The 22994-nt window shown below is 54.1% G+C and carries 29 protein-coding genes; 20 read left to right on the top strand and 9 right to left on the bottom strand.

The features are described from left to right. Positions 1-64: 64 nt before the first annotated feature. Together E0E17_RS17725 and E0E17_RS17730 are read right to left on the bottom strand one after the other, a co-directional pair. The gene (locus tag E0E17_RS17725; protein WP_130835307.1) at positions 65-382 is read right to left on the bottom strand and encodes a hypothetical protein; all 318 of its coding nucleotides are present in this window, start codon (positions 380-382) and stop codon (positions 65-67) included. Beyond that, on the bottom strand, positions 366-752 hold the full coding sequence (locus E0E17_RS17730; RefSeq protein WP_130835308.1) for a hypothetical protein: 387 nt from the start codon (positions 750-752) through the stop codon (positions 366-368). The genes E0E17_RS17725 and E0E17_RS17730 overlap by 17 nt, the downstream gene beginning before the upstream one ends. Before the next feature lie 145 nt (positions 753-897). Between E0E17_RS17730 and E0E17_RS17735 the strand changes: the two genes are divergently transcribed. Further along, positions 898-1548 carry a helix-turn-helix domain-containing protein gene (locus E0E17_RS17735; protein ID WP_130835309.1) on the top strand — a complete coding sequence of 217 codons (651 nt, stop codon included), beginning with the start codon at positions 898-900 and terminating at the stop codon, positions 1546-1548. Between the two features lie 162 nt (positions 1549-1710). On the opposite strand, the gene E0E17_RS17740 is transcribed toward E0E17_RS17735, so the two are convergent. The 3 genes from E0E17_RS17740 to zinT all read right to left on the bottom strand — a co-directional run bounded on the left by E0E17_RS17740 (position 1711) and on the right by zinT (position 3323). Beyond that, positions 1711-1938: a hypothetical protein gene (locus E0E17_RS17740; protein ID WP_130835310.1), complete on the bottom strand. Its 228-nt coding sequence runs from the start codon at positions 1936-1938 to the stop codon at positions 1711-1713. A gap of 209 nt (positions 1939-2147) precedes the next feature. After that, the gene (locus E0E17_RS17745; RefSeq protein ID WP_130835311.1) at positions 2148-2507 is read right to left on the bottom strand and encodes a hypothetical protein; all 360 of its coding nucleotides are present in this window, start codon (positions 2505-2507) and stop codon (positions 2148-2150) included. 165 nt (positions 2508-2672) lie between these two features. Then, positions 2673-3323 (bottom strand): metal-binding protein ZinT, encoded by a 651-nt coding sequence (gene zinT, locus E0E17_RS17750; RefSeq protein WP_439654638.1) that lies wholly within the window; start codon positions 3321-3323, stop codon positions 2673-2675. Positions 3324-3611: 288 nt separating this feature from the next. Between zinT and E0E17_RS17755 the strand changes: the two genes are divergently transcribed. Next, complete coding sequence (locus E0E17_RS17755) at positions 3612-3872, top strand: hypothetical protein (RefSeq protein ID WP_130835312.1); 261 nt, start codon at positions 3612-3614, stop codon at positions 3870-3872. 175 nt (positions 3873-4047) lie between these two features. Here the strand turns inward: E0E17_RS17755 and E0E17_RS17760 are convergent, their stop codons facing one another. Then, on the bottom strand, positions 4048-4686 hold the full coding sequence (locus E0E17_RS17760) for a glutathione S-transferase family protein (RefSeq protein ID WP_130835313.1): 639 nt from the start codon (positions 4684-4686) through the stop codon (positions 4048-4050). Between the two features lie 109 nt (positions 4687-4795). Here E0E17_RS17760 and E0E17_RS17765 point away from each other — a divergent pair. Beyond that, a protein-coding gene (locus tag E0E17_RS17765) for an IS3 family transposase (protein WP_130835314.1) occupies positions 4796-5964 on the top strand; the annotation gives its coding sequence in 2 pieces (ribosomal slippage) (positions 4796-5045 and positions 5045-5964; 1170 coding nt in all). Between the two features lie 350 nt (positions 5965-6314). On the opposite strand, the gene fliE is transcribed toward E0E17_RS17765, so the two are convergent. Beyond that, positions 6315-6626 carry a flagellar hook-basal body complex protein FliE gene (fliE, locus tag E0E17_RS17770; protein ID WP_130835315.1) on the bottom strand — a complete coding sequence of 104 codons (312 nt, stop codon included), beginning with the start codon at positions 6624-6626 and terminating at the stop codon, positions 6315-6317. A gap of 231 nt (positions 6627-6857) precedes the next feature. On the opposite strand from fliE, the gene fliF reads away from it, so the two are divergent. The 15 genes from fliF (at position 6858) to E0E17_RS17845 (ending at position 21014) form a co-directional block, all read left to right on the top strand. Beyond that, positions 6858-8573, top strand: coding sequence for a flagellar basal-body MS-ring/collar protein FliF (gene fliF / locus E0E17_RS17775; protein WP_130835316.1), 1716 nt, complete (start codon positions 6858-6860; stop codon positions 8571-8573). After that, positions 8570-9568 (top strand): flagellar motor switch protein FliG, encoded by a 999-nt coding sequence (fliG, locus tag E0E17_RS17780; RefSeq protein ID WP_130835317.1) that lies wholly within the window; start codon positions 8570-8572, stop codon positions 9566-9568. The genes fliF and fliG overlap by 4 nt, the downstream gene beginning before the upstream one ends. Further along, positions 9561-10253 carry a flagellar assembly protein FliH gene (gene fliH, locus E0E17_RS17785; protein WP_130835318.1) on the top strand — a complete coding sequence of 231 codons (693 nt, stop codon included), beginning with the start codon at positions 9561-9563 and terminating at the stop codon, positions 10251-10253. The genes fliG and fliH overlap by 8 nt, the downstream gene beginning before the upstream one ends. Then, positions 10253-11614 carry a flagellar protein export ATPase FliI gene (fliI, locus tag E0E17_RS17790; RefSeq protein ID WP_130835319.1) on the top strand — a complete coding sequence of 454 codons (1362 nt, stop codon included), beginning with the start codon at positions 10253-10255 and terminating at the stop codon, positions 11612-11614. Before fliH ends, fliI begins: the two co-directional genes overlap by 1 nt. Positions 11615-11639: 25 nt before the next feature. Next, a complete protein-coding gene (gene fliJ, locus E0E17_RS17795; RefSeq protein WP_130835320.1) occupies positions 11640-12083 on the top strand; it encodes a flagellar export protein FliJ in 444 nt (147 codons plus the stop codon). Further along, positions 12080-13300, top strand: a complete 1221-nt coding sequence (locus E0E17_RS17800; protein ID WP_130835321.1) for a flagellar hook-length control protein FliK — start codon at positions 12080-12082, stop codon at positions 13298-13300. Before fliJ ends, E0E17_RS17800 begins: the two co-directional genes overlap by 4 nt. A gap of 129 nt (positions 13301-13429) precedes the next feature. Beyond that, entirely contained in the window at positions 13430-13915 is a 486-nt protein-coding gene (gene fliL, locus E0E17_RS17805) for a flagellar basal body-associated protein FliL (RefSeq protein ID WP_130835322.1), read from the top strand. 4 nt (positions 13916-13919) lie between these two features. Beyond that, the gene (fliM, locus tag E0E17_RS17810) at positions 13920-14927 is read left to right on the top strand and encodes a flagellar motor switch protein FliM (RefSeq protein ID WP_130835323.1); all 1008 of its coding nucleotides are present in this window, start codon (positions 13920-13922) and stop codon (positions 14925-14927) included. Continuing rightward, positions 14920-15336 carry a flagellar motor switch protein FliN gene (gene fliN / locus E0E17_RS17815; protein ID WP_130835324.1) on the top strand — a complete coding sequence of 139 codons (417 nt, stop codon included), beginning with the start codon at positions 14920-14922 and terminating at the stop codon, positions 15334-15336. The genes fliM and fliN overlap by 8 nt, the downstream gene beginning before the upstream one ends. A gap of 2 nt (positions 15337-15338) precedes the next feature. Continuing rightward, the gene (fliO, locus tag E0E17_RS17820) at positions 15339-15734 is read left to right on the top strand and encodes a flagellar biosynthetic protein FliO (protein WP_130835605.1); all 396 of its coding nucleotides are present in this window, start codon (positions 15339-15341) and stop codon (positions 15732-15734) included. Beyond that, positions 15734-16462 (top strand): flagellar type III secretion system pore protein FliP, encoded by a 729-nt coding sequence (fliP, locus tag E0E17_RS17825; protein ID WP_130835604.1) that lies wholly within the window; start codon positions 15734-15736, stop codon positions 16460-16462. The genes fliO and fliP overlap by 1 nt, the downstream gene beginning before the upstream one ends. Positions 16463-16501: 39 nt before the next feature. Further along, entirely contained in the window at positions 16502-16771 is a 270-nt protein-coding gene (gene fliQ, locus E0E17_RS17830) for a flagellar biosynthesis protein FliQ (protein WP_130835325.1), read from the top strand. Continuing rightward, entirely contained in the window at positions 16771-17556 is a 786-nt protein-coding gene (fliR, locus tag E0E17_RS17835) for a flagellar biosynthetic protein FliR (protein WP_130835326.1), read from the top strand. The genes fliQ and fliR overlap by 1 nt, the downstream gene beginning before the upstream one ends. 629 nt (positions 17557-18185) lie before the next feature. Beyond that, positions 18186-18821: a transcriptional regulator RcsA gene (gene rcsA / locus E0E17_RS17840; RefSeq protein WP_130835327.1), complete on the top strand. Its 636-nt coding sequence runs from the start codon at positions 18186-18188 to the stop codon at positions 18819-18821. Between the two features lie 486 nt (positions 18822-19307). Then, entirely contained in the window at positions 19308-21014 is a 1707-nt protein-coding gene (locus tag E0E17_RS17845; protein WP_130835328.1) for a methyl-accepting chemotaxis protein, read from the top strand. Positions 21015-21045: 31 nt separating this feature from the next. On the opposite strand, the gene dsrB is transcribed toward E0E17_RS17845, so the two are convergent. Together dsrB and E0E17_RS17855 are read right to left on the bottom strand one after the other, a co-directional pair. Further along, complete coding sequence (gene dsrB, locus E0E17_RS17850) at positions 21046-21243, bottom strand: protein DsrB (protein WP_130835329.1); 198 nt, start codon at positions 21241-21243, stop codon at positions 21046-21048. A gap of 65 nt (positions 21244-21308) precedes the next feature. Then, positions 21309-21467, bottom strand: coding sequence for a YqaE/Pmp3 family membrane protein (locus tag E0E17_RS17855; protein ID WP_130835330.1), 159 nt, complete (start codon positions 21465-21467; stop codon positions 21309-21311). 208 nt (positions 21468-21675) lie between these two features. Between E0E17_RS17855 and E0E17_RS17860 the strand changes: the two genes are divergently transcribed. After that, the gene (locus E0E17_RS17860) at positions 21676-21906 is read left to right on the top strand and encodes a DUF2525 domain-containing protein (RefSeq protein ID WP_237680806.1); all 231 of its coding nucleotides are present in this window, start codon (positions 21676-21678) and stop codon (positions 21904-21906) included. A gap of 258 nt (positions 21907-22164) precedes the next feature. Further along, positions 22165-22962: a mannosyl-3-phosphoglycerate phosphatase-related protein gene (locus E0E17_RS17865; protein ID WP_130835332.1), complete on the top strand. Its 798-nt coding sequence runs from the start codon at positions 22165-22167 to the stop codon at positions 22960-22962. Positions 22963-22994 lie beyond the last annotated feature (32 nt).

A 22994-nucleotide genomic window follows, 5' to 3' on the forward strand; every position in this document is an offset into this window, starting at 1 on the left:
TTGTTTCAAGCATAGCGCGCCTGTCAGGATGCTGCTGCGCTCATTGCGCGAGGTCTGCGCGCTTTCACTGCGCAGCCTCCTCTTTTACCGCTTCTTTGACCTTGTCTGCCGTCTTGCTGGCGGTTCGCTCAGGCAGCGCATCCAGCTTTTTTTGTAACGCCGCGACTCTGTTGGAGAGCTCCTCTACTTTATACTCACGCCGATCGGCAATGTCGCGATATTCCGCCCGAATGCTGGCCACTCTGCGGTTCGCTTCGCTACTGACGTAGAGAAAAATAATGGTCATCATTATGCAAATCAGCGCTGAGATAAGCAGCACACAACCCAGGATCAGGTTCCGCTTGTAAAGTTTTGGCCGCACTTCATTATTGACTGACATCATGATTGCTCTCCTCCAGAGTTTTAATTAGCCGATCCACCTCACTGCGAAACTTGTCGTTCTTATCAACCTCGGTCATTGCCAGCAGAATAGAAACCGAGCTTTTGATCAGACGCAAATCGGTTTCGAGCGTCGAAATACGCTGGCGACTTTTGTCGTGCCGCTCGCGTAACAGATCATTTTCCTTCCTGAGTCGTTCGTTGCTCTCTTTCAGCAACATTACCTGCTCTTTGTAGCTGGTAATGATCTCGCCGCCCGCCCGATTAGTCGTCATGAAAGAGGCAATACCTGCTAATAGCGGTTTCCAGAAAAGAGCAGCTGCACTCCCTCCAAGGAGTAACGCACCGACGCTGGTTATCAAGCTATTCTCCATGCCACACCTCTCGCATTGGGCAATTCACGATAAACACACTGAACAGAGCGCTATCACAATCGTAATAACCTCTGACAAATTAAAGATTGCTTAAATTATTAAGCTAAAGGAAACTTAAGTCAAGCTCATTTAAGATAACTTAATTATGATTAAAGCTACTGCTGGCGATCGCATCAGAGCGAGACGCAAAGAACTTCAGTTAACCCAGAAAGCCCTCGCCGCTAAGGTGGGGGTATCGCATGTCGCTATTTCACAATGGGAGAAAGATGAGACCGTGCCACGCGGTGAGAACCTGCTGCGCGTAGCAGAGGCTTTAGGCTGTGCTCCCGCCTATATCGTGGATGGCGAAGGACAGGTTTTTCAACTGAGCCCTGCTCCTGTCGACTTTTATAGCGTGCCGGTAATCGGTTATGGCCAGGCGGCACACTGGACTGCGGATGAGCAGCTGCGCCAGACGCTAAACAATGTTGAATATGTGCAGAGTCATATGGCGCTGTCAGAGGCGGCATTTGCCCTGATGATCAAAGGAAAGGCGATGGAGCCGGAACTCCGTGAAGGTGACTGTGCCATTTTTGAACCTGAGCTTGCTCCGCTGCCAGGCGACGTTGTGGTGGCCCTGTGTGGTGACGAAACGCGGGTGGCGAAGTACCGTTCACGCGGTATCGTCGGTGGTAAAGAGTGTTTTGAACTGGTGCCGTTAAATGAGGATTACCCTCCCGTGCGCTCGCAGCAGGTTTCTGTACGCATCATTGGCACGCTGGTTGAACAACGTCGCTATCGCCAGCGTAACGAATGAGACCAGTTGCGGATGATGAGAAGGACAGAAAAACGGTGGCTGGCGCGGCAGAATTTAGTTTTTTTAAATTAAGAAACCAGAGCGCGCGACCTGGTCCCTGATGCTGTCGCAGCGCGCTCAGCCGTTGTCAAGGCCGCTGCGGCGGCCCTGTGCCTGGCCGTGCTACTCAGAAGCCAGCGCGTCCTGGAAATTGTCCGGGAACGGCACGCCGGAAGCCTGCAGACGGGTCAGCTTCTGGCGGATATCATTTTTCACCGTATCATCCCCCGCCTGCCAGTAAGGCTTGACCGTAGTCATAATCTTATTGGCTGTTGACGCATTAAACCCGGTAGCCTCATCGCCATCGAGTATTTCATGGATTTTTTCGTTCATTTCTCTCAAGTCGACCATAGCTTCCTCCTTTGCGAAAGGGTAAGTATAGTCCGCCGGGAAACTCCACGAGCAGGTCGGGTCATATTCAGGCTTTTTGCTGCGGCGAAAGTGCGTCAGAGCCTGGTGCCGGAGAGACGACTGCTCAGGGTGAGCCGAAAAATTCACTTATACGCCCGGCGGTTGGAGTATCCAGCCGCCGGGCGTTTATTTCAGTGAAGAAGCGCGCTTCAGATGTGGTTTTCACAGCCGGGTTGAGACTTATCGATGATAAGCGTTCCTTCTACGCGGTATCCGATAGTGCCGACAATAAAGGAGTGATTCAGCTGTGAAACGACGACGTCGCTCAGACCCACAGCACACTTATCTTTCTCAATGGCACGATCCATCGCCGTTTTCACGTTAGGAATACCCAGAGGAAAGAGCACCACCGGAACCTTATCGTCACCAGTAACACGCTGGCCCTTTTCAAATTTAGCCGCATTCAGATTGTAATTTTTCGTGCTCCCTACCGTCATATCGGCCACACGCACGGTACAACCGGAAAGTAAAACTGATGCAGCCACTGCCATTAATGCTAATTTTTTCATTTTTTACTCTTTAGATTCAACTATCCCGCCAGAATCGGCAAAAAACATAATCGGCAGAAACGCGAAAAAGATTAGAAAAATTAACAAAAATGGTGATCTGATGCACACGTCCGCGCCTTGTGTAATCGCAGTTAACGGCAGCGCAGCCCGTGACAAAGCTAAGCCTCAGTGATGTAACATCTCATCGACCACCTGCTCTTTCAGTAACTGGTAAGGATAATAGGTTGGCCAGTTATCCATTTCCTGTAGTAACGCTTCCTGTGAGGTATTACCGGTAAAGATATGGAAATGCGTTGATTTACGGGGCGCAATAATGTGATCGCTGAACTGAACGTACGCAGGCGCTTCACTGCTGGCATCCTGACAGCTGAACAGATAGCGCACGCCTTTTTTACCGGAGGCATAGGTGAGGATCTTATAACCCGCATATTTATAGTGGCAGGAGGAGACCTTATCGCCGCGGTGAAACTCGATTACCCCATTCTCAATGCCAATGGTGTCTACATCGGTAGCGTAACCTTTGCGGTAATACTCTTTGATCTGCTGGACGCTTTTCCCCTGCTCCTTTTCCGCCTTCTTTCTGAACACGGGATCAAGTTCATTCTGCTGTAAAAGCGGATAAACGGACTGCCACATGCCCTCCCAGTCGCTCAACTGTCTCTCTTTCACATCGTTATCGTTAAAAATGCCCTCAGAAGCTTTCTGCTCCTTTTCGGTCAGAGGTGCGCCATGGGAATGGTGATTATGAGCAAACGCAGGAGCGGCAATGCAAAGCGCCGCCAGCGTAAAGCGCTTTATTAATGAGTAACTGGTCAATGTAAAATCCTCGGTGTGCTTCAGAGATACATACGTTATAACATAACAATTACTGTTTCAAGTATCGGCATATCCGCCATTGTTTCCCTGTCAGCAACAGAGCCGCAGACGTCTGATCCAGGTTACGCGGGTTGCATTATGGCTGACCTGCATCTAATTATGATATTCAGGCAAAAGCATTATTTCTGATCACCAGGCTGCACCTGCAACACAGACAGGCAAAGCCCTCAGTATGCCAGGCGGGAGTCTCGCCGCGCGTCGGCCCGACAGATAAAAGGAGAAAGGATAATGAGCGTACAGCACCTACTGCTTGCAAAGGACGGCAACAATACGATTATTGAAAAAGAGGAATTTGAAAGCCCGCTGGAGATTTCTGCCCCCATGGCGTCGGCGGCTGGCACACCTACTGACAACCAGTCGGGCCGGCAGGTCGCGGTAAACAAGCATTATTACAGAGGCAACTATTATGCCGTGGCGGTTGAGCGGCACGCGGCCAGTAATGATATCGACGATCTGATTGAGTTACTGCAACTCAGGCCCATCGACTAAATCTGTCTGTAACAAGCCCACCTGAGGGTGGGTGGGTGATGTCTGCTGATATCGCGCAGTGGCGAGGTCATTCATGACACGGTGGATTATCTGTGCGCTGAAGTAATACGGCGTAATGGCCTGTTTTCCGGTCTGAATATGCTTATCCATCCGGTACAAAATCACCTGCAATGGCTTACTCTTTTAGCTCATCGTAAGAAACCATGACATGCTCGTTGAACGCAGGCCGTGCCTTTAGTCGGGCATAATATGCCTTGAGATTCGGCAACGTCATGCGGTCAATATCTATATCGTAATAGCGATACAGCACATGCCCAAATTGAATATCTGCGAGAGTAAACTCATCACCCACCAGGAATTGGCGGCCCGCCAGTTGCTCTTCTGCAATCACAAGTTTTTGCTCAAAGGTATTGACCGCGATCTTAATCGCTTTGTGGTCGCGCTCTGCAGCAGGAGTACGAACAACACGCCAGAAAACCGGCGCGGTAAAAAGGAGCGCAATATTTAATTTCGACCACTCCATCCACCGATCCACATCTGCTCTGGCAACGTCATCAGCAGGCCAGAAGCTCTCTTGTGCGTAGCGGTTAGCCAGATACCGCAGGATTGCTCCTGTCTCCCACAGAGGTTTATGATGCCCGTCTCTGAGTACAGGGATAGTGCGGTTTGGGTTCAGCCCATAAAATTCAGGCGTATCCGTGCCGCCAAATCGGTGACCAACATCATATCGATGATACGGCAAACCCAACTCCCCTATGCACCACATCAAGGCCTGCACGTTGGAGGATGTTTTTCTACCCCAGACTTCCAGCATGATTCTTTTACCTCACGCGAGCATTAACGCCATCAACTGAAGTGGTTTACTGAATTTGGCCACCTGAACAGAGGTGATATGCTCACCTCAGAACATTACAGGTGCCTCAATGAAAAAAAGAAATTTCAGCGCAGAGTTTAAACGCGAATCCGCTCAGTTGGTCCTTGATCAGAACTACACCGTTGCAGCTGCGGCCAGTGCTATGGATGTGGGTCCTTCTACCATGACGCGATGGGTAAAGCAGTTGCGGGATGAACGACAGGGAAAAATACCTAAAGCCTCCCCTATAACCCCAGAACAGATTGAAATACGTGAGCTGAAGAAAAAGCTACAACGCATTGAAATGGAAAACGATATATTAAAAAAGGCTACCGCGCTCTTGATGTCGGACTCCCTGAACAGTTCTCGATAATCGGGAAACTCAGGGCGCGTTATCCTGTGACCACTCTCTGCCACGTGTTCGGGGTTCACCGCAGTAGCTACAGATACTGGAAAAACCGTCCTGAAAAACCAGACGGCAGACGGGCTGTATTACGCAGTCAGGTACTTGAGCTACATGGCATCAGCCACGGTTCGGCCGGAGCAAGAAGCATCGCCACAATGGCAACCCAGAGAGGCTACCAGATGGGGCGCTGGCTTGCTGGCAGGCTCATGAAAGAGCTGGGGCTGGTCAGTTGCCAGCAGCCGACTCACCGGTATAAGCGTGGCGGTCATGAGCACGTAGCTATCCCGAATCATCTTGAGCGACAGTTCGCTGTAACAGAGCCAAACCAGGTGTGGTGCGGTGATGTGACCTATATCTGGACAGGTAAGCGCTGGGCGTACCTCGCCGTTGTTCTCGACCTGTTCGCAAGAAAACCAGTGGGCTGGGCAATGTCGTTCTCACCGAACAGCAGACTCACCATTAAAGCGCTGGAAATGGCATGGGAAACGCGCGGCAAGCCCGCCGGAGTAATGTTCCACAGCGATCAGGGCAGTCATTATACAAGCAGGCAGTTCCGGCAGTTACTGTGGCGTTGCCAAATCAGGCAGAGTATGAGCCGACGTGGAAACTGTTGGGACAACAGCCCGATGGAACGCTTCTTCCGGAGTCTGAAAAACGAGTGGGTGCCAGTGACAGGTTATATAAACTTTAGCGAAGCTGCTCATGCGATCACGGACTATATCGTCGGGTATTACAGCTCGCTAAGGCCGCATGGCTATAACGGTGGGTTACCCCCAAACGAATCGGAAAACCGATACTGGAAAAACTCTAACTCGGTGGCCAGTTTTTGTTGACCACTTCAAACAATAAGGATGATAATGACTACGTGGTAGCATTATTTCTGCAGATGTGGCGTGCAACGACCAAAAAAGCCAGACTGACGTAACGAAAGCTCAGCCAGTCCAGACACACTTATCGCTTCTGCGCGCGCTCTGCTGGAGGAGTAAACTTACTACTTCATCGCCAGCCAGAGGGCTATGCAAATGCGCAGAGGGTTTACCTGGTTGTACGGAACCAGGATGCAGGAGAACAACAGAGCGCAAGTAATCCTGATGTACTCAAAATTTACTGACGTTGTCCTACATATGCCCTACCGGAAAACAGATCCAGGATAATAGTATAAAATTTCAGTAATTTAAAAAAACTATACCTGCATATTCATAATATCCGTATAGGCTGAGACCAGCTTATTCCTTACCTGGATCCCCATCTGCATAGAGATAGAAGACTTCTGCAGATCGACCATCACATCGTTCAGTGAGATGCCCGGCTTGCCCATCTCAAAATCCTGTGCCTGGGTCCGCGCCTGGCTCTGAGTCTCGCTGATCTTATCCAGTGCCGCTTTCATGGTCGCCGCAAAATCGACATGGTTAGTGGCTTCGCTGGTTTTGTTACTGGCCTGCAGGGACGTGATTTGCAGCTGTTGCAATACGTTATCAATCGCCTGAATGGACATGCACTACCTCATCAAAGTAGGGGGTGATTTATCTACGCAGCGAAAGTTAACACATTGTCAATGAGACAAAGGCTTTAAATGACCCTAAAAAGATGGGCTTTTTGGCCCATCGAATTTCCTGAGTTAACAAATAATGCCATGCATTGGAGTGGAACTTAATTCACGCAGTATCAGGGAGTCAGTTTTGTCACCACAACAAACACGGTCAAATTTGTCAGGCAGGAATTGGTCATGAATGCGAGTGCAGCAGCCACACAGGATTCAGCAAAAAAAGGCGTAAGTGACCTTGTTGCCCGTTTGCGTGCAAACCCACGTATCCCCATTATTGTCGCCGCCGCAGCGGCTATCGCCATTGTGTTCGCTCTGGTGCTCTGGGCAAAAGCGCCCGACTACCGCGTCCTTTATAACAATCTCTCTGATGAAGATGGCGGCGCTATTGTCACCCAGCTGACGCAGATGAACATTCCCTATCGCTTCAATGAAAGCGGGGGCGCCCTGATGGTGCCGGCAGAGAACGTCCATGAACTGCGCCTGCGACTGGCGCAACAGGGTCTGCCGAAAGGCGGCTCGGTGGGCTTTGAACTGCTTGATAAAGAAAAGTTTGGCATCAGCCAGTTCAGTGAGCAGGTGAACTACCAGCGCGCGCTGGAAGGCGAGCTGGCACGTACTATCCAGACCCTCGGCCCGGTCAAGGGTGTGCGCGTGCATCTGGCGATGCCGAAGCCCACGCTGTTTGTGCGTGAGCAGAAAGCGCCCTCCGCCTCAGTGACCATCAGTCTGCAGCCAGGCCGCGCGATGGATGAAGGTCAGATCAACGCCATTGTGCATATGGTTTCCAGTAGTGTTCCCGGCCTGCCGCCGGGCAACGTCACGGTAGTCGATCAGACAGGTCGCCTGCTGACGCGTACCGATGCTGATGGCCGTAACCTCAATGATGCACAGCTGAAATACACCGGCGAGGTGGAATCGCGTTATCAACAGCGCATTGAAGCTATCCTCAACCCGATTGTCGGCCAGGGTAATGTGCATGCGCAGGTCACCGCTCAGATTAACTTCGACACGCGTGAGCAAACTGACGAGCAGTATAAACCCAACGGCAGTCCAGATAATTCAGCGATCCGTTCGCGTCAGACCAGCACCAGCGATCAGTCCGGCAGCCCTTATCCGGGTGGCGTTCCGGGAGCGCTGTCGAATCAGCCTGCGCCGGCTACCGCTGCTCCGGTAGAGACGCCGAACGCCAATAACGCTAACGCGAATGGCAATAACGCGAATAACCCGGCAAACAACACCACCACGACCAGCACCGCGCGTCCCGCAACGCCCACCAACTCGCGTCGCGATGACACGGTGAACTATGAAGTAGACCGTACCGTCCGCCACACCAAAATGAACGTGGGCGATGTGCAGCGTCTCTCGGTCGCGGTGGTAGTGAACTACCGTACCGACGAAAAAGGCAAAACCGTTGCGCTGACCGAGCAGCAGATCAAACAGCTGGAAGATCTGACGCGTGAAGCGATTGGCTACTCGCAGCAACGTGGCGACAGCATCAACGTGGTGAATTCACCCTTCAACGCGGTGGATAACAGCGGCGGTGACCTGCCCTTCTGGCAGCAGCAAGCCTTCTTTGATCAGCTGATGAGTGGCGGACGCTGGCTGCTGATTGCCCTGGTTGCCTTTGTGCTCTATCGCAAACTGGTCCGTCCGCAACTGATACGTAAGCAGGAAGTGGAAAAAGCGGCCCTTGAAGCAGCAGCACAGCAAGCGCAGGCGAAAGAAGAACAGGAAGCTTATAACGTTCAGCTCAGCAAAGATGAGCAAGATCAGGAGCGTAAGTTCCAGAATCGAGTGAGCGCTGAAGTGATGAGCCAGCGCATCCGCGACATGTCTGAAAACGATCCGCGCGTCGTCGCGCTGGTTATCCGCGAGTGGATGAGTAACGAACTATGAGTGTGAATCTGACCGGTACAGAAAAAAGCGCCATCCTGATGATGACCATTGGCGAGGAGCGCGCCGCTGAGGTGTTTAAACACCTGAACCAGCGTGAGGTGCAGCACCTCAGCTCGGCCATGGCCAATATGAAGCAGGTTTCACACAAGCAGCTGACTGAGGTGTTGCGCCAGTTCGAGATGGATGCCGAGCAGTATGCTGCCCTGAGCCTCAACTCCAACGAGTATCTGCGTTCGGTGTTGGTCAAAGCGCTGGGGGAAGAGCGGGCCTCTACCCTGCTGGAAGATATTCTGGAGACGCGCGAAACCACCAGCGGCATGGAAACCCTCAACTTCATGGAACCGCAGGCGGCAGCCGATCTGATTCGCGACGAGCATCCGCAGATTATCGCCACCATCCTGGTGCACCTGAAGCGGAACCAGGCGGCAGATATTCTCGCCCTGTTCGACGAACGTCTGCGTCACGATGTGATGCTGCGTATCGCCACCTTCGGCGGCGTGCAGCCCGCCGCGCTGGCAGAGCTTACCGAAGTGCTCAACAACCTGCTGGATGGTCAGAATCTCAAGCGGGCGAAGATGGGCGGCGTGAGAACGGCGGCAGAAATCATCAACCTGATGAAATCGCAGCAGGAAGAAGCGGTTATCGAAGCGGTACGCAGCTTCGATGGCGAACTGGCGCAGAAAATTATCGACGAAATGTTCCTGTTCGAAAACCTGGTGGAAGTCGACGACCGCAGTATTCAGCGTTTGCTGCAGGAAGTGGAGTCCGAGCAGTTGCTGATCGCCCTGAAGGGGGCCGAGCAGCCGCTGCGCGAGAAGTTCCTGCGCAACATGTCTGCCCGTGCGGCGGATATCCTGCGCGACGATCTGGCCAACCGTGGCCCGGTACGTATGTCGGCGGTAGAGAACGAACAGAAAGCGATTCTGCTGATTGTACGTCGTCTGGCCGAAGCGGGCGAAATGGTGATTGGCGCTGGCGAGGAAACCTATGTCTGATGCCTTTTCTTCCCGTCCCTGGCAGCGCTGGCAGCCTGAAGACCTGGGCCGTTTAAACGAACCGGAAATCGAGCCGTTACCGGAAGTGGAAGTGGTCTACGACGCGGTAGACGAGCAGCAACGCCAGCTGGAGCAGCTGCAAATGCAGGTGCGCAAAGACGCGCAGGGTCAGGGCTATCAGGAAGGTCATCAGCAGGGCTTTGCCGAAGGTCAGAAAGCGGGCTATGACGCCGGTTTCCAGCAGGGCCTCGCCGATGCCCGGCAGCAGCAGGCGCCGCTCCAGGCGCGTATGCAGCAGCTGGTCACCGAATTCCAGCACACGCTGGAAGCGCTCGACAGCGTGATCGCCTCGCGTCTGATGCAGCTGGCGCTGGAAGCGGCGCGGCAGGTGATTGGCCAGGCCACCGCAGTGGATGGCAGCGCCCTGCTCCGTCAGATTCAGCAACTGCTGCAGCAGGAGCCGATGTTTAACGGCAAGCCGCAGTTGCGCGTTCATCCGGACGATCTGCAACGCATCGAACAGACGCTGGGTCCGACGCTGGATCTGCACGGCTGGCGACTGCTGGCCGACAACACCTTGCATCCTGGCGGTTGTAAACTCAGCGCCGAGGATGGCGATCTCGATGCCAGCGTCGCGACACGCTGGCAGGAACTGTGTCGCCTCGCCGCGCCAGGAGAACTGTAATGACCTCACGTCTTTCACGCTGGCTCGGCGCGCTCGATGCGTTTGAAGAGCGCATCTCACAGGTACAACCGGTACGTCGCTATGGCCGCCTGACGCGCGCCACCGGCCTGGTACTGGAAGCCACTGGCCTGCAGCTGCCGCTGGGCGCTACCTGCGTTATTGAGCGTAATGACGGTAAAAACATCACCGAAGTCGAAAGTGAAGTGGTGGGCTTTAACGGTCAGAAACTGTTTCTGATGCCGCTGGAAGAGGTGGACGGTATTTTACCGGGCGCACGCGTTTACGCCCGTCTCGCCGGCGACAATGCGCAAAGCGGCAAACAGCTGCTGCTGGGGCCGGAACTGCTGGGGCGCGTGCTGGACGGCAGTGGCCGGCCGCTGGATGGCCTGCCCTCGCCCGACACCGGCTACCGCGCGCCGCTGATTACCGCGCCCTTTAATCCGTTACAGCGTACACCGATCACCGATGTGCTCGATACCGGGGTGCGCGCCATCAACGCCCTGCTTACCGTGGGACGCGGTCAGCGTATGGGTCTGTTCGCCGGTTCCGGCGTGGGGAAAAGCGTGCTGCTGGGCATGATGGCGCGCTATACCAAAGCGGACGTCATTGTAGTTGGCCTGATCGGCGAACGTGGCCGCGAGGTGAAAGACTTTATCGAGAATATTCTCGGCGCGGAAGGCCGCGCGCGTTCGGTGGTTATCGCCGCCCCGGCGGACGTCTCGCCGCTGCTGCGTATGCAGGGTGCCGCCTATGCTACCCGTATTGCCGAAGATTTTCGCGACCGTGGTCAGCATGTCTTGTTGATTATGGATTCGCTGACCCGTTACGCCATGGCGCAGCGTGAAATTGCGCTGGCGATCGGCGAGCCCCCGGCGACCAAAGGTTATCCGCCTTCGGTGTTTGCCAAGCTACCCGCGCTGGTGGAGCGCGCCGGTAACGGTACGCATGGCGGCGGCTCTATTACCGCCTTTTATACCGTGCTGACCGAAGGGGATGACCAGCAGGATCCGATTGCCGACTCAGCGCGTGCCATTCTGGACGGACACATTGTGCTGTCACGCCGCCTGGCGGAAGCGGGTCACTACCCGGCTATTGATATCGAAGCCTCAATCAGCCGTGTGATGACCCATCTGATTGATGAAACGCAGTACGCGCGCGTGCGCCAGTTTAAGCAGTTGCTCTCCACCTTTCAGCGTAACCGCGATCTGGTGAGCGTGGGCGCCTACGCGGCAGGCAGCGACCCGATGCTGGATAAAGCGATCTCGCTTTATCCCCAGATGGAAGCTTTCCTGCAACAGAGCATTTATGAACGCAGCAATTACGACGATGCCTGCCAGCATCTGCAGACACTGTTCGGCTGATCGACGCTGAAAGCAAGGTGACGCCATGAAAACCGCAAATGCTATCGATACGCTACGCGATCTCGCGGAAAAAGACCTGGAAAAAGCCGCAGTCCATCTCGGCGATATGCGCCGTGGCGTACAACAGGCTGATGAGCAGCTCAACATGCTGCTCAATTATCAGGATGAGTATCGCCATAAGCTTAATGACGATATGTCTGGCGGTATCGCCAGCTCGCGCTGGACCAACTACCACCAGTTTATCCAGACGCTGGAAAAAGCGATTGAGCAGCATCGCCAGCAGCTGCAGCAGTGGAACCGACGCCTGGAGCAGGCACTGGCCAGCTGGCGTGAGAAGCAGCAGCGGCTCAACGCCTATCAAACGCTGCTGTCACGGGCGGCGGAAAATGCATTACGACAGGAAAACCGTCTCGATCAGAAACGGATGGATGAATTTGCCCAACGGGCAGCCATGAGGAAAAGCGAATGATTACGCTGCCAAACATCATTACCAGCACCCCAGTTACCGGCCGTGCTGGCGAAGGAGAGAGCGTGCCGCAGGGGGATGGCGCGCCGGGAATTGCGGGGCTGCCGCAAGACTTTCTGGCAGAATTAGGCCAGCAATTGCTGACGCTGGCGAATCAGCCTCAGGATCTGGCGCAAACCGCGGAAAAACCGGTGGACGCAGAGGCAAAGGCGGCGCCGACTGAGGCGCTGGATGCCCTGCTCGCCTCGCTGGAAAATCCCGATACGCTGAACACCCTGTTATCACCGGAAAAGATTAAAGCCGCCCTTAAATCCGCCGATGATAAAGGAAATTCTGAAACGGTCACCCTGAGCGCGACGGATCAGCAGAACCTGCAGGCGCTGTTCGCCATGTTACCGGTCACCGTGCGTTCTGCGGAGAACCAGCCCGGGATTAACCTGCGCCCTGCAGGTGCGCAGAGTGCGCCTTTGACGGCCGCCAGCCTGCTGAGCGCCCGTAGCGACGCGACACAGGAGACAGGCAGCGTGCTCACCGGCACTCAGGCACAAGAAGGGAACCGGACGCATGCATCTGGGGCTCAGACGCTTTCCGCTGCGCCGCTTACCCTGGACAGCAGCTTCCGTCAGGCATCCGGCTCGCTGGAGGAGAAGAGCTTTACTGTGGATACGCAACCTGGCAGTTCCCCTGCCAGCGCCATGCTGAGTAGCGCCAGCGCAGTCAGCGCGCCGGTAACGCCTTCCGCGAATATCAGTTCGCCCTCAACGCCGATGCTGAATGCTCAGCTCGGCAGTTCCGAGTGGCAGCAGGCGCTCAGCCAGCAGATCCTGATGTTTACGCGCAACGGCCAGCAGAATGCGGAGTTGCATCTGCATCCTGCAGACCTCGGGGCCATTCAGATCAGCCTGAAGCTGGATAACGATCAGGCGCAGCTGAATATGGTTTCCAGCCACAGTCAGGTGCGCGCGGCGCTGGAAGCGGCCATGCCGCAACTGCGCAGCGCCCTGGCAGAAAGCGGGATTAACCTGGGACAGAGCAATGTCAGCAGCGACGCCTTTGCACAGGGACAGGGCTATCAGGGCCAACAGGAAGCACGCCGTGACGGCCAGCATGGCCGCTTTCCGCTCGCCGCGGAGAGTGACGGTGATATAACGCCGATCGCCGTACCAGCCTCGTTACAGGCGCGGGTAAATGGCAACGGCGCCGTTGATACTTTTGCCTGACAGCGACAAACGCTGAAGGTAAGCGTAAAACCCGCGTCTTTTCTTCCCATTGTTTGACTTAAGACGCGGGATAATCTGTTCAGACAAGCTGAGAGGCTTGCCCCTAATTCACAGGAAGTTACTGCAAAAATGTCTGATAACGCGAAAGCTAAAGGCCGCAAACGTTCAATATTAATTCCGGTGTTACTGATAGTAACGCTGGCCGCTTGTAGCGTTGCCGGCTATGCAGTCTGGCGAATGATGAATAAACCTGAAGGTGGACAGGCGGAAGCGGCAAAAGGGCAACCGCCTGCGGCACCGGTATTCTTTGCACTTGATACCTTTACCGTTAACCTGGTTAATCCCGACAACAATCCTGATCGGGTGTTGTATGTAGGGTTTACCCTGCGTATGCCGGACGAGGATACGCGTCGTCGGATGGCTGAATATCTGCCTGAAGTGCGCAGTCGTCTGCTGCTGCTGCTCTCGCGCCAGAACGCTGCGGCGCTGGCAACCGAGCAAGGCAAGCAGGATCTGGTTGGGCAGATCAAGCAGGTGCTGGCACCGCCGCTGGTTAAGGGTCAACCTCCTCAGGTCGTAAACGATGTGTTGTTTACCGCCTTCATTTTGAGGTGAATCAATGGGCGACAGCATTCTCTCCCAGGCTGAGATAGACGCGCTGCTCAATGGAGACAGCGACAGCGCAGAAGATGATAAAAGCACGAAGGGACTCGAGGGGGATATTCGCCCCTATGATCCCAATACCCAGCGTCGCGTGGTGCGCGAGCGTCTGCAGGCGCTGGAAATTATTAATGAACGCTTTGCCCGTCAGTTTCGTATGGCGCTGTTTAACCTGCTGCGCCGCAGCCCGGACATCAGCGTCGGTGCGATCAAGATTCAGCCTTACCATGAGTTTGCCCGCAACTTGCCGGTGCCGACCAACCTGAACCTGATCCACCTGAAGCCGCTGCGTGGCACCGCCCTGGTGGTGTTTTCACCCAGCCTGGTGTTTATCGCTGTAGATAACCTGTTTGGCGGTGATGGCCGTTTCCCTACCAAGGTAGAGGGTCGGGAGTTTACCCATACAGAGCAGCGCGTTATTCGTCGTATGCTGAAACTGGCGCTGGAAGGCTACAGCGACGCCTGGAAAGCGATTTACCCGCTGGAAGTCGAATATGTGCGTTCGGAGATGCAGGTGAAGTTCACCAACATCACCACGTCGCCGAACGACATCGTGGTCAATACGCCGTTCCAGGTGGAGATTGGTAACCTGGTAGGGGAATTCAATATCTGTATTCCCTTCTCCATGATTGAACCGCTGCGTGAACTGCTGGTAAACCCGCCGCTGGAGAACTCCCGTCAGGAGGATACCCACTGGCGCGATAATCTGGTGAAACAGGTCCAGCACTCGGAGCTGGAGTTGATTGCGCACTTTGCTGATGTCTCGCTGCGCTTGTCGCGTATTCTGCAGCTGAAACCCGGCGACGTGCTGCCCATTGATAAACCGGACCGCATTATTGCCCATGTGGATGGCGTTCCGGTATTAACCAGTCAATATGGCACGCTGAATGGCCAGTACGCCCTGCGTGTTGAGCATTTGATTAACCCGATTTTGAATTCGCTGAACGAGGAACAGCCCAATGAGTGACAGCAAGAAACCGTCCGATGACAATATCTCTGCGGACGATCTGTGGGCTGAGGCGATGAACGAGCAGGCGGCGACCAGCAGTAGCAGTGCGCCGCAGAGCGAGAACGTCTTCCGGTCTTTTGAAACCAGTGATGTTACCGGTTCCCTGCAGGATATCGACCTGATCATGGATATTCCGGTAAAGCTGACCGTTGAACTCGGCCGTACCAAGATGACCATCAAAGAGCTGCTGCGTCTGACGCAGGGTTCGGTGGTGGCGCTGGACGGTCTGGCCGGTGAGCCGCTGGACATCCTGATTAACGGTTATCTTATCGCCCAGGGGGAAGTGGTGGTGGTGAACGACAAATATGGCGTACGCATTACCGATATCATTACGCCTTCTGAACGTATGCGTCGTCTGAGTCGTTAATGATGAACAACCCAACCCAGGCAACGCACAGCGCCTCCACCCAGGCGCCAGTCTACTCTACCGGCTCGGTATTGACGCAGGTGAGTAGCGTGCTGGCGGTGATCGTGTTGTTGATTCTGGTTTGTGCCTGGCTGGCGCGCCGCCTCGGGTTTGCCCCGAAGCGGGTCAGCGGCCAGCAGGCGCTGAACGTCAGCGCCAGTGTGCAGGTGGGACAGCGTGAGCGTGTGGTGATTGTCGATACCGCCGATGCGCGTCTGGTGCTGGGCGTCACCGCACAGCAGATTACCCATCTGCACACGCTACCACCCGCCGCGCCGGAAGAGCAAGCGCCCGCCGCGCCGCAAGATTTTCGTCAGCTGTTACAAAACCTGGTTAAACGTCCCGGAAAACCTCAATGATGCGTCGACTGCTTCCTTTTCTGCTGCTGTTGCTGGCACCGGCTGCCCATGCGCAACTGCCGGGTCTGGTGAGCCACCCGCTGCCCAACGGCGGGCAGAGCTGGACACTGCCGGTACAGACGCTGGTCTTTATTACCGCCCTGACCTTTATTCCGGCCGTGCTGCTGATGATGACCAGCTTTACCCGCATCATTATCGTTTTCGGCTTGCTGCGTAACGCCCTCGGTACGCCATCGGCACCGCCAAACCAGGTGCTGCTGGGCCTGGCGCTGTTTCTGACCTTCTTTATTATGGCGCCGACTTTCGACAAGATTTATCAGGACGCCTATTTGCCTTTCAGCCAGGACAAGATCAGCATGGAAGTGGCGCTGGAAAAAGGGGCTCAGCCGCTGCGTGACTTTATGCTGCGTCAGACACGTGAAGCCGACCTGGCGCTGTTCGCCCGCCTGTCCAATACGCCGCCCATCGCCGGGCCGGAAGCGGTGCCTTTGCGTATTCTGCTGCCCGCCTACGTGACCAGCGAGCTGAAAACAGCGTTCCAGATTGGCTTTACCGTGTTTATCCCCTTCCTGATCATCGACCTGGTCGTCGCCAGCGTACTGATGGCGCTGGGGATGATGATGGTGCCGCCGGCAACCATTTCTTTACCCTTTAAGCTGATGCTGTTTGTGCTGGTTGATGGCTGGCAGCTGCTGGTAGGGTCGCTGGCGCAAAGCTTCTACTCCTGACCGCTTCTTATATTCCTTTTCAGCCACAGGAAAACGCACATGACACCCGAATCGATTATGGTAATGGGTCAGGAAGCGATGAAGGTCGCCCTCGCCCTTGCCGCGCCGCTGCTGCTGGCCGCTCTGTTCAGCGGCCTGATTATCAGCCTGCTGCAGGCCGCCACTCAGGTAAACGAGCAAACGCTCTCCTTTATACCGAAGATCCTCGCCGTGGCGACCACCGCGATTATTGCCGGTCCCTGGATGCTGAATCTGGTGCTGGACTACATCCGCACGCTGTTCTCTAACCTGCCTTATATGATCGGCTGATGATTGACATCGACAGCAGTCAGCTGGTGCGCTGGGTCAGCGAATTTTACTGGCCGCTGGTGCGGGTGCTGGCCCTGCTGGCCACGGCGCCGCTGCTGGGCGAGCGTAACATCAGCAAGCGGGTCAAGCTGGGTTTAGGCGTGATGATTACCTGGCTGCTGATGCCGCTGCTGCCGCCCGTCGAAGTCACCCTGTTCTCCCCCGCCGGATTATGGTTGCTGATTCAGCAGATCATGATCGGCACCGCTCTGGGGCTGACCATGCAGTTTGCCTTTGCTGCCGTGCGCACCGCCGGTGAAGTGATCGGCTTACAGATGGGGCTCTCGTTCGCCACCTTCTTTGATCCTGGCAGTCGTCTGAATATGCCGGTGCTGGCGCGTTTTCTTGATATGCTTACCATGCTGCTGTTTCTCAGCTTCGATGGTCATCTCTGGCTCATCTCGCTGCTGGCAGACAGTTTTCATACCATGCCCATCGGAGGTGCGCCGCTCAACGCTAATGCTTTTATGGCGCTGGTGAAAGCAGCCGGACTAATTTTCCTTAATGGCATGATGTTAGCGCTGCCCTTAATTATTCTGCTTCTTACGTTAAACCTGGTCCTGGGTTTATTAAACCGGGTTTCACCACAGTTGTCAGTGTTTGCGATTGGTTTCCCCATTACCTTATCAGTGGGTATTCTCTCTATTGGCCTGATGATGCCGTTGCTGGCCCCGTTCTGCGAGCATCTGTTCGGCGAACTCTTCGATTTGCTTGCACGCTTCCTTACTGAACTTACTCATGACTAAGGGTTAAGTATTCCTTTATCAGGGTGATCACACACTTAAGTGGTTAAAAACATTGAGTGCATTTTTTGAACCAATTTTTTCAGAAATCAACTAAGGAAATTCTGATAAGTGCTGAAGTGTGCTGAAAATTATTCTTATTAAATGAGCCTTGGCGTATTTTAAGTAGAAGATTCTTAAGGCGCATAACCTTATGTATCTGTTGAATTAATGCGCAAATGGTTGTTTTATAAGAGGAAATATTTAGAAATAATTTTTCTTGTCAGAATCCTTTTTTTCCGGCATTGTCAACACGCTCTGAATCATCACGCTTTTGCCTTTCAGGCCTTTTGAGAATTGTCCTATCAGAATTAACTGAGTTATCGGCGATAGTGACGGACATCTCAAAAGCGCGTGATAGCAACGCACGCTACCCGCTGCCAGCGGCTTTCTGTCGCCGGCGGATGAGTGACGTTACAGTAGCGTAAAACATTACTTTCGCAGTCAGGGTCAGGGATGTATCTTCTGGACAGGCTTTTTGCCCGTCGCCAGGCTGCAATGCAAAATAAAGTATCATTGGAAAACTTGCTTGTACCGCAAACGCGTATTCATCGTTGATTTAAACGGATAACAAATTGGTGAGGGTCGCTAACATGCCAACTATTATTATGGATTCATGCAACTACACACGCCTGGGTTTGTCGGACTACATGTCGTCAAAGGGAGTTAAAAAGAAAAATATTAGTTCTGTATCAGATATTGATCAGTTACAACAGAAATGCGAGCAATTAAAACCGGGTGTCGTCTTTATTAATGAAGAGTGTTTCATTCATGAATCGGACTCCAGCGATCGCATTCGTAACATTATCATGCAGCATCCTGATACGCTGTTTTTTATTTTCATGGCGATCTCTAACATTCATTTTGAAGAATATCTTTACGTCCGTAAGAACCTGATTATCACTTCTAAATCGGTGAAAACTTCAACTCTGGACTCTCTGCTGAGCAGTTACCTGCAAAAGAAAGCCAGCACATCACCGCGTATTTCTGCCGGGTTGGACGTGCATCCGTTGACTCTGAGCCAGACCGAGTCAAACATGCTGAAGATGTGGATGTCAGGACACGACACCATCCAGATCTCGGATAAGATGCAAATTAAGGCGAAAACGGTTTCGTCACATAAAGGTAATATTAAGCGTAAGATTAAAACTCATAATAAGCAGGTTATTTATCATGTGGTACGTCTTACGGATAATGTGACCTCGGGTATTTACGTTAACATCAGATAACCCTGCCCGATTTAAAAACCGACCTCCGGGTCGGTTTTTTTATTGCCAGCTTAAAACCACGTCCTGCGGGCGTGGTCATCAATACGTTTTGGCTCTGCCTTATCGTCTCTGGATTTGAATCTTACGGAACAGGCAGAGACTGCTTTTTAAGGTTTTTGGTACCCCCCTATGGGGCGCAATCAAAGCCGCCTTCTATGAAGGCGGATTTTTACTGCCAGCTTAAAACCACGTCCTGCGGGCGTGGTCATCAATACGTTTTGGCTCTGCCTTATCGTCTCTGGATTTGAATCTTACGGAACAGGCAGAGACTTCCTTTTAAGGTTTTTGGTACCCCCTATGGGGCGCAATCAAAGCCGCCTTCTATGAAGGCGGATTTTTACTTTTAACGAAAATTGCGAAGTTGATCCCATTATCCCCACTAATCCTTTCTGTTTTCTTGCCGATGTCTTTATCTGCGGCCCCTACAACTTATAAGAGAGCACGGATATGAACACAGCACTGGTGACCGATGGGCAAAGCAAGCTCAGTATCTGGCAGAACATCCGCCTGATGCCGCTCTTTTCCCTGATTTTTGGCGGTATTTTATTGCTTTTTGCCTTATGCATTGGCCTCGCAAGCTGGTTTCTGGCGCAGAGCAATAACTCTCTTGCTGATGCTACAGAAGAAATTCAGATTCGCATGGGAATCTCTAACAGCTCAAATCACCTGCGTAGCGCGCGCCTGAATATTATTCAGGCTGGCGCTGCCGCGCGTATCGGCGAAATGGACCAGTATCGTGCCGATGTGGCCCACACCGAGAAACGTATTCTGCAGGCGCGCGAAGGCTTCAAAGTCTATATGAGCCGCAATAACAAGACGGCTGAGGGTATCGCTCTTGATGCCCCGTTACAGGAACGTTTCAACGCTTATATAGATAAAGGGCTGCAGCCGATGGTCGATGCTGCCAAACAGGGTAGCTTTGAAAGCGTCATCGCGCTGGAAACCGATGTGACCCGTAAGCTTGATGATGCGTATAACGAAGTGCTGTTAAAGGCGATTAAAATCCGTACCGACCGCGCTGAAGCCATTAACCGGAAGGCAGAAGAGCAGTCACGTATTGGCAATATCGCGATGGCGGGTGCCTTTGTTGCCGCCCTGCTGCTGACGCTGCTCACCTTTGTGTTCCTGCGTCGTGTGGTGATCACGCCACTGCGCCACGCTGTGGCGCGCATTGAACGCATTGCGCAGGGCGATCTCACCGCGCCTCATCAACCCTGTGGTCGCAGCGAGATTGGCCTGTTGCTGCATAATCTGCAGCTGATGCAGGATGCGCTGGTGAAAACCGTTGGCTCCGTACGCGAAGGTGCTGTGGCTATTTATCAGGGTTCCGGTGAAATTACCGCTGGCAACACCGATCTCTCTTCACGCACCGAACAGCAGGCGGCAGCGCTGGAGCAGACGGCAGCCAGCATGGAGCAGCTGACCGCCACGGTGAAACAGAATGCGGAAAACGCTCATCATGCCAGTCAGCTGGCGGCTGATGCCTCCGGAAAAGCGCGCAATGGCGGCGAGATCGTCAGCGGCGTGGTGCAAACCATGAATAATATCTCCGGCAGCTCGAAGAAGATCGCTGAAATCACCAACGTGATTAACAGCATCGCCTTCCAGACCAATATTCTGGCGCTGAACGCCGCCGTAGAAGCGGCGCGCGCCGGAGAGCAGGGCCGCGGCTTTGCCGTGGTGGCGAGCGAAGTGCGTAATCTGGCGCAGCGCAGTGCACAGGCAGCGAAGGAGATTGAAGGGTTAATCGCGGAGTCGGTAGCGCTGATCAATAACGGTTCGCATCAGGCTGGCGCAGCGGGCTCAACCATGAGCGAAATTGTCGAAGCGGTACGGCGTGTCACCGATATTATGGCGGAAATTGCCGCTGCGTCAGATGAGCAGAGCCGTGGTATCCAGCAGGTGAGCCAGGCGGTCACCGAGATGGATAACGTCACGCAGCAGAACGCCTCGCTGGTGGAAGAAGCCTCAGCCGCTGCGGCAGCGCTGGAAGATCAGGCGGGCAAACTCACGCAAGCCGTGTCAGCGTTCCGCCTGAGTGATACGCCACTGTTAGCCGCACCGGTGCAGAAAGGGGCTCCGGCAGAGAAAGCCGCGCCTGTTGCCCGGCGCCCGGCGCTGGCAGCAGGTGACGATAACTGGGAGACGTTTTGACAACTTCTGGCGCAGATAAACCGAAGGGGTACTATGCCCCTTCTTCATAAGGTTCCACGAAAACGCCCTCCTGCTGGGCGTTTTCATTAAAAAACCAGATCCCCAGCGGATAATCTTCCAGAGCGACCAGATACATGGTGCCTTCGTTAAAGTCTTCCACCGCCAGGATAGTGCCGACCCGGCGTGGGCCGCCATCCGTTTTTACCGTGACGCGGTCATTCACCTGCATATTTCTTTCTCCCCTGATTCCCGGTCAGACCCCATTGTAACCGAAGAGAAAGCGCGTTGCCGAGCTTAGCGGCGGGCAATCACCCAGATGGCGTGAACAATACCGGGAATATACCCCAGCAGCGTTAACAGGATGTTTAACCAGAAGGCGCCGCGAAATCCCACCTGCAGAAACACGCCGAGCGGTGGCAGCAGAATAGCGATAATGATACGTAACAGATCCATAATCTCTCCTTGAGTTCATAATAAAATCTGCGAAACACTGATAAATATAGTCTTTCTGATCGCAGGATGCTTACCTGTCAGGTAAAGATTCGTCAGGAGCCTTTTTGCCTGCTTTCTGATCGGCGCCCGGTTTCTGGCACGCTGCATACTTTCCTTTTCCCGCAGCGATTATACTGAACAAAAGGCTGCCGGGGGTATCATGAACATAATGAAGCGATCTGAGGGCAATGTCAGACCAGAGGACCATGCTGCCGATATTGAGCAGCTGCTGCAGGCGATTCAAACGCGTACCTCCGGTGAGATTAGAGAGTGGATGGATAGCGATGCAGCGCAGCCCCGCCCCCGCCCTGAAGCCACAAATCCGGCGGCAGGCTGTGAACTGGCCGATGCATTTGAGCTGGATATTCACGATTACAGCAGCAATGAGCTGAATCGCTAACCAGGAAGATGAAAAAGCGGCGCCGCCGCCAGCTGAAAGCAGCTTGCAGGCGTTGGCGCTGCAACGTCCACTGCGGAGCAGATTTGTGCTCTGCTGTCTGCTCGCCCTTCTCTCCTCTTTCCCGCTTCGCCCATCCGGATTTAAGACGATTCCTGGCACAGAGTTTCGGGGCCGACAGGCAAAAACCCGTAGAGCGGTTAAGCTAGTATTTCGAATTTTATCTGCTTAACTGCCATGGGATGGTACAGGAGAGGTGAAATGCCCGATTTGCAGCAGCCCTTAATGATCGTGACCGATCTCGACGGTTCCCTGCTTGACCATCATACCTATCAGTGGGAGCCCGCCACCGAATGGCTGGCGCGTCTGCAGCAGTACCAGATCCCGCTGGTTATCTGTTCCAGTAAGACCGTAGCGGAAATCGTTCCACTGCAGGAGAAGCTGGGTATTAGCGGTGCGCCCTTTATTGCCGAAAACGGTGCCGTGGTCCATCTGGAAGATGGGCAACTGCAACATATTCCGCATGGAGGTCGCGATTATCAGGCGCTGTGCACCACCCTCAGCGCCCTGCAGGGTACCTATCGTTTTTCCGGCTTTTGTGATTTCACCGACCAGGACGTCGCGAAAATGACCGGGCTGACCGTGGCTGAATCCGCGCTGGCACGTCAGCGTGACGCCTCAGAGGTAGTGATCTGGCGCGACAGCGACGAGCAGTTTGAGCGCTTTAGCCGCGCGCTGCAGGCTGAAGGCCTGATGCTGACCCAGGGAGGACGCTTCTGGCACGTAATGACGCAGGGCAGCGGCAAAGGCGCGGCGCTGACCTGGCTGCGTCAGCATCTGCAGCAGGCAGAAGGCGTGCAGCGCCAGACCATTGGCCTCGGCGACGGTCCCAACGATGCCCCGATGCTCGACAGCGTCGACTATGCGGTGGTAATCAAAGGCTACAGTAAAACCCCGGTTACGTTGTCCCGCCAGGATCAGCACAACGTTTATCATACTACCCACTACGGCCCGGAAGGCTGGCGCGAAGGTCTCGACTATTTTCTTGCGCAGCCCTGATGCCGCGCATTCTGAATCCAAAAGAAGGATGA

Source organism: [Erwinia] mediterraneensis, assembly GCF_900604315.1.
In the GTDB taxonomy this organism is placed as follows: domain Bacteria; phylum Pseudomonadota; class Gammaproteobacteria; order Enterobacterales; family Enterobacteriaceae; genus Pantoea; species Pantoea mediterraneensis_A.

Excerpts from the sequence above, each read along its gene's own strand:
- E0E17_RS17800 (WP_130835321.1), top strand. The coding sequence starts at position 12,080 with ATGATTACGCTGCCAAACATCATTACCAGCACCCCAGTTACCGGCCGT.
- fliG (WP_130835317.1), top strand. The coding sequence starts at position 8,570 with ATGAGTGTGAATCTGACCGGTACAGAAAAAAGCGCCATCCTGATGATG.
- fliH (WP_130835318.1), top strand. The coding sequence starts at position 9,561 with ATGTCTGATGCCTTTTCTTCCCGTCCCTGGCAGCGCTGGCAGCCTGAA.
- fliE (WP_130835315.1), bottom strand. The coding sequence starts at position 6,626 with ATGTCCATTCAGGCGATTGATAACGTATTGCAACAGCTGCAAATCACG.
- E0E17_RS17755 (WP_130835312.1), top strand. The coding sequence starts at position 3,612 with ATGAGCGTACAGCACCTACTGCTTGCAAAGGACGGCAACAATACGATT.
- fliQ (WP_130835325.1), top strand. The coding sequence starts at position 16,502 with ATGACACCCGAATCGATTATGGTAATGGGTCAGGAAGCGATGAAGGTC.
- fliF (WP_130835316.1), top strand. The coding sequence starts at position 6,858 with ATGAATGCGAGTGCAGCAGCCACACAGGATTCAGCAAAAAAAGGCGTA.
- fliM (WP_130835323.1), top strand. The coding sequence starts at position 13,920 with ATGGGCGACAGCATTCTCTCCCAGGCTGAGATAGACGCGCTGCTCAAT.
- E0E17_RS17860 (WP_237680806.1), top strand. The coding sequence starts at position 21,676 with ATGAAGCGATCTGAGGGCAATGTCAGACCAGAGGACCATGCTGCCGAT.
- E0E17_RS17730 (WP_130835308.1), bottom strand. The coding sequence starts at position 752 with ATGGAGAATAGCTTGATAACCAGCGTCGGTGCGTTACTCCTTGGAGGG.
- fliP (WP_130835604.1), top strand. The coding sequence starts at position 15,734 with ATGCGTCGACTGCTTCCTTTTCTGCTGCTGTTGCTGGCACCGGCTGCC.
- E0E17_RS17760 (WP_130835313.1), bottom strand. The coding sequence starts at position 4,686 with ATGCTGGAAGTCTGGGGTAGAAAAACATCCTCCAACGTGCAGGCCTTG.
- E0E17_RS17865 (WP_130835332.1), top strand. The coding sequence starts at position 22,165 with ATGCCCGATTTGCAGCAGCCCTTAATGATCGTGACCGATCTCGACGGT.
- E0E17_RS17745 (WP_130835311.1), bottom strand. The coding sequence starts at position 2,507 with ATGAAAAAATTAGCATTAATGGCAGTGGCTGCATCAGTTTTACTTTCC.
- fliN (WP_130835324.1), top strand. The coding sequence starts at position 14,920 with ATGAGTGACAGCAAGAAACCGTCCGATGACAATATCTCTGCGGACGAT.
- E0E17_RS17740 (WP_130835310.1), bottom strand. The coding sequence starts at position 1,938 with ATGGTCGACTTGAGAGAAATGAACGAAAAAATCCATGAAATACTCGAT.
- fliR (WP_130835326.1), top strand. The coding sequence starts at position 16,771 with ATGATTGACATCGACAGCAGTCAGCTGGTGCGCTGGGTCAGCGAATTT.
- fliL (WP_130835322.1), top strand. The coding sequence starts at position 13,430 with ATGTCTGATAACGCGAAAGCTAAAGGCCGCAAACGTTCAATATTAATT.
- dsrB (WP_130835329.1), bottom strand. The coding sequence starts at position 21,243 with ATGCAGGTGAATGACCGCGTCACGGTAAAAACGGATGGCGGCCCACGC.
- E0E17_RS17855 (WP_130835330.1), bottom strand. The coding sequence starts at position 21,467 with ATGGATCTGTTACGTATCATTATCGCTATTCTGCTGCCACCGCTCGGC.
- fliI (WP_130835319.1), top strand. The coding sequence starts at position 10,253 with ATGACCTCACGTCTTTCACGCTGGCTCGGCGCGCTCGATGCGTTTGAA.
- fliO (WP_130835605.1), top strand. The coding sequence starts at position 15,339 with ATGAACAACCCAACCCAGGCAACGCACAGCGCCTCCACCCAGGCGCCA.
- fliJ (WP_130835320.1), top strand. The coding sequence starts at position 11,640 with ATGAAAACCGCAAATGCTATCGATACGCTACGCGATCTCGCGGAAAAA.
- rcsA (WP_130835327.1), top strand. The coding sequence starts at position 18,186 with ATGCCAACTATTATTATGGATTCATGCAACTACACACGCCTGGGTTTG.
- E0E17_RS17725 (WP_130835307.1), bottom strand. The coding sequence starts at position 382 with ATGATGTCAGTCAATAATGAAGTGCGGCCAAAACTTTACAAGCGGAAC.
- E0E17_RS17845 (WP_130835328.1), top strand. The coding sequence starts at position 19,308 with ATGAACACAGCACTGGTGACCGATGGGCAAAGCAAGCTCAGTATCTGG.
- E0E17_RS17735 (WP_130835309.1), top strand. The coding sequence starts at position 898 with ATGATTAAAGCTACTGCTGGCGATCGCATCAGAGCGAGACGCAAAGAA.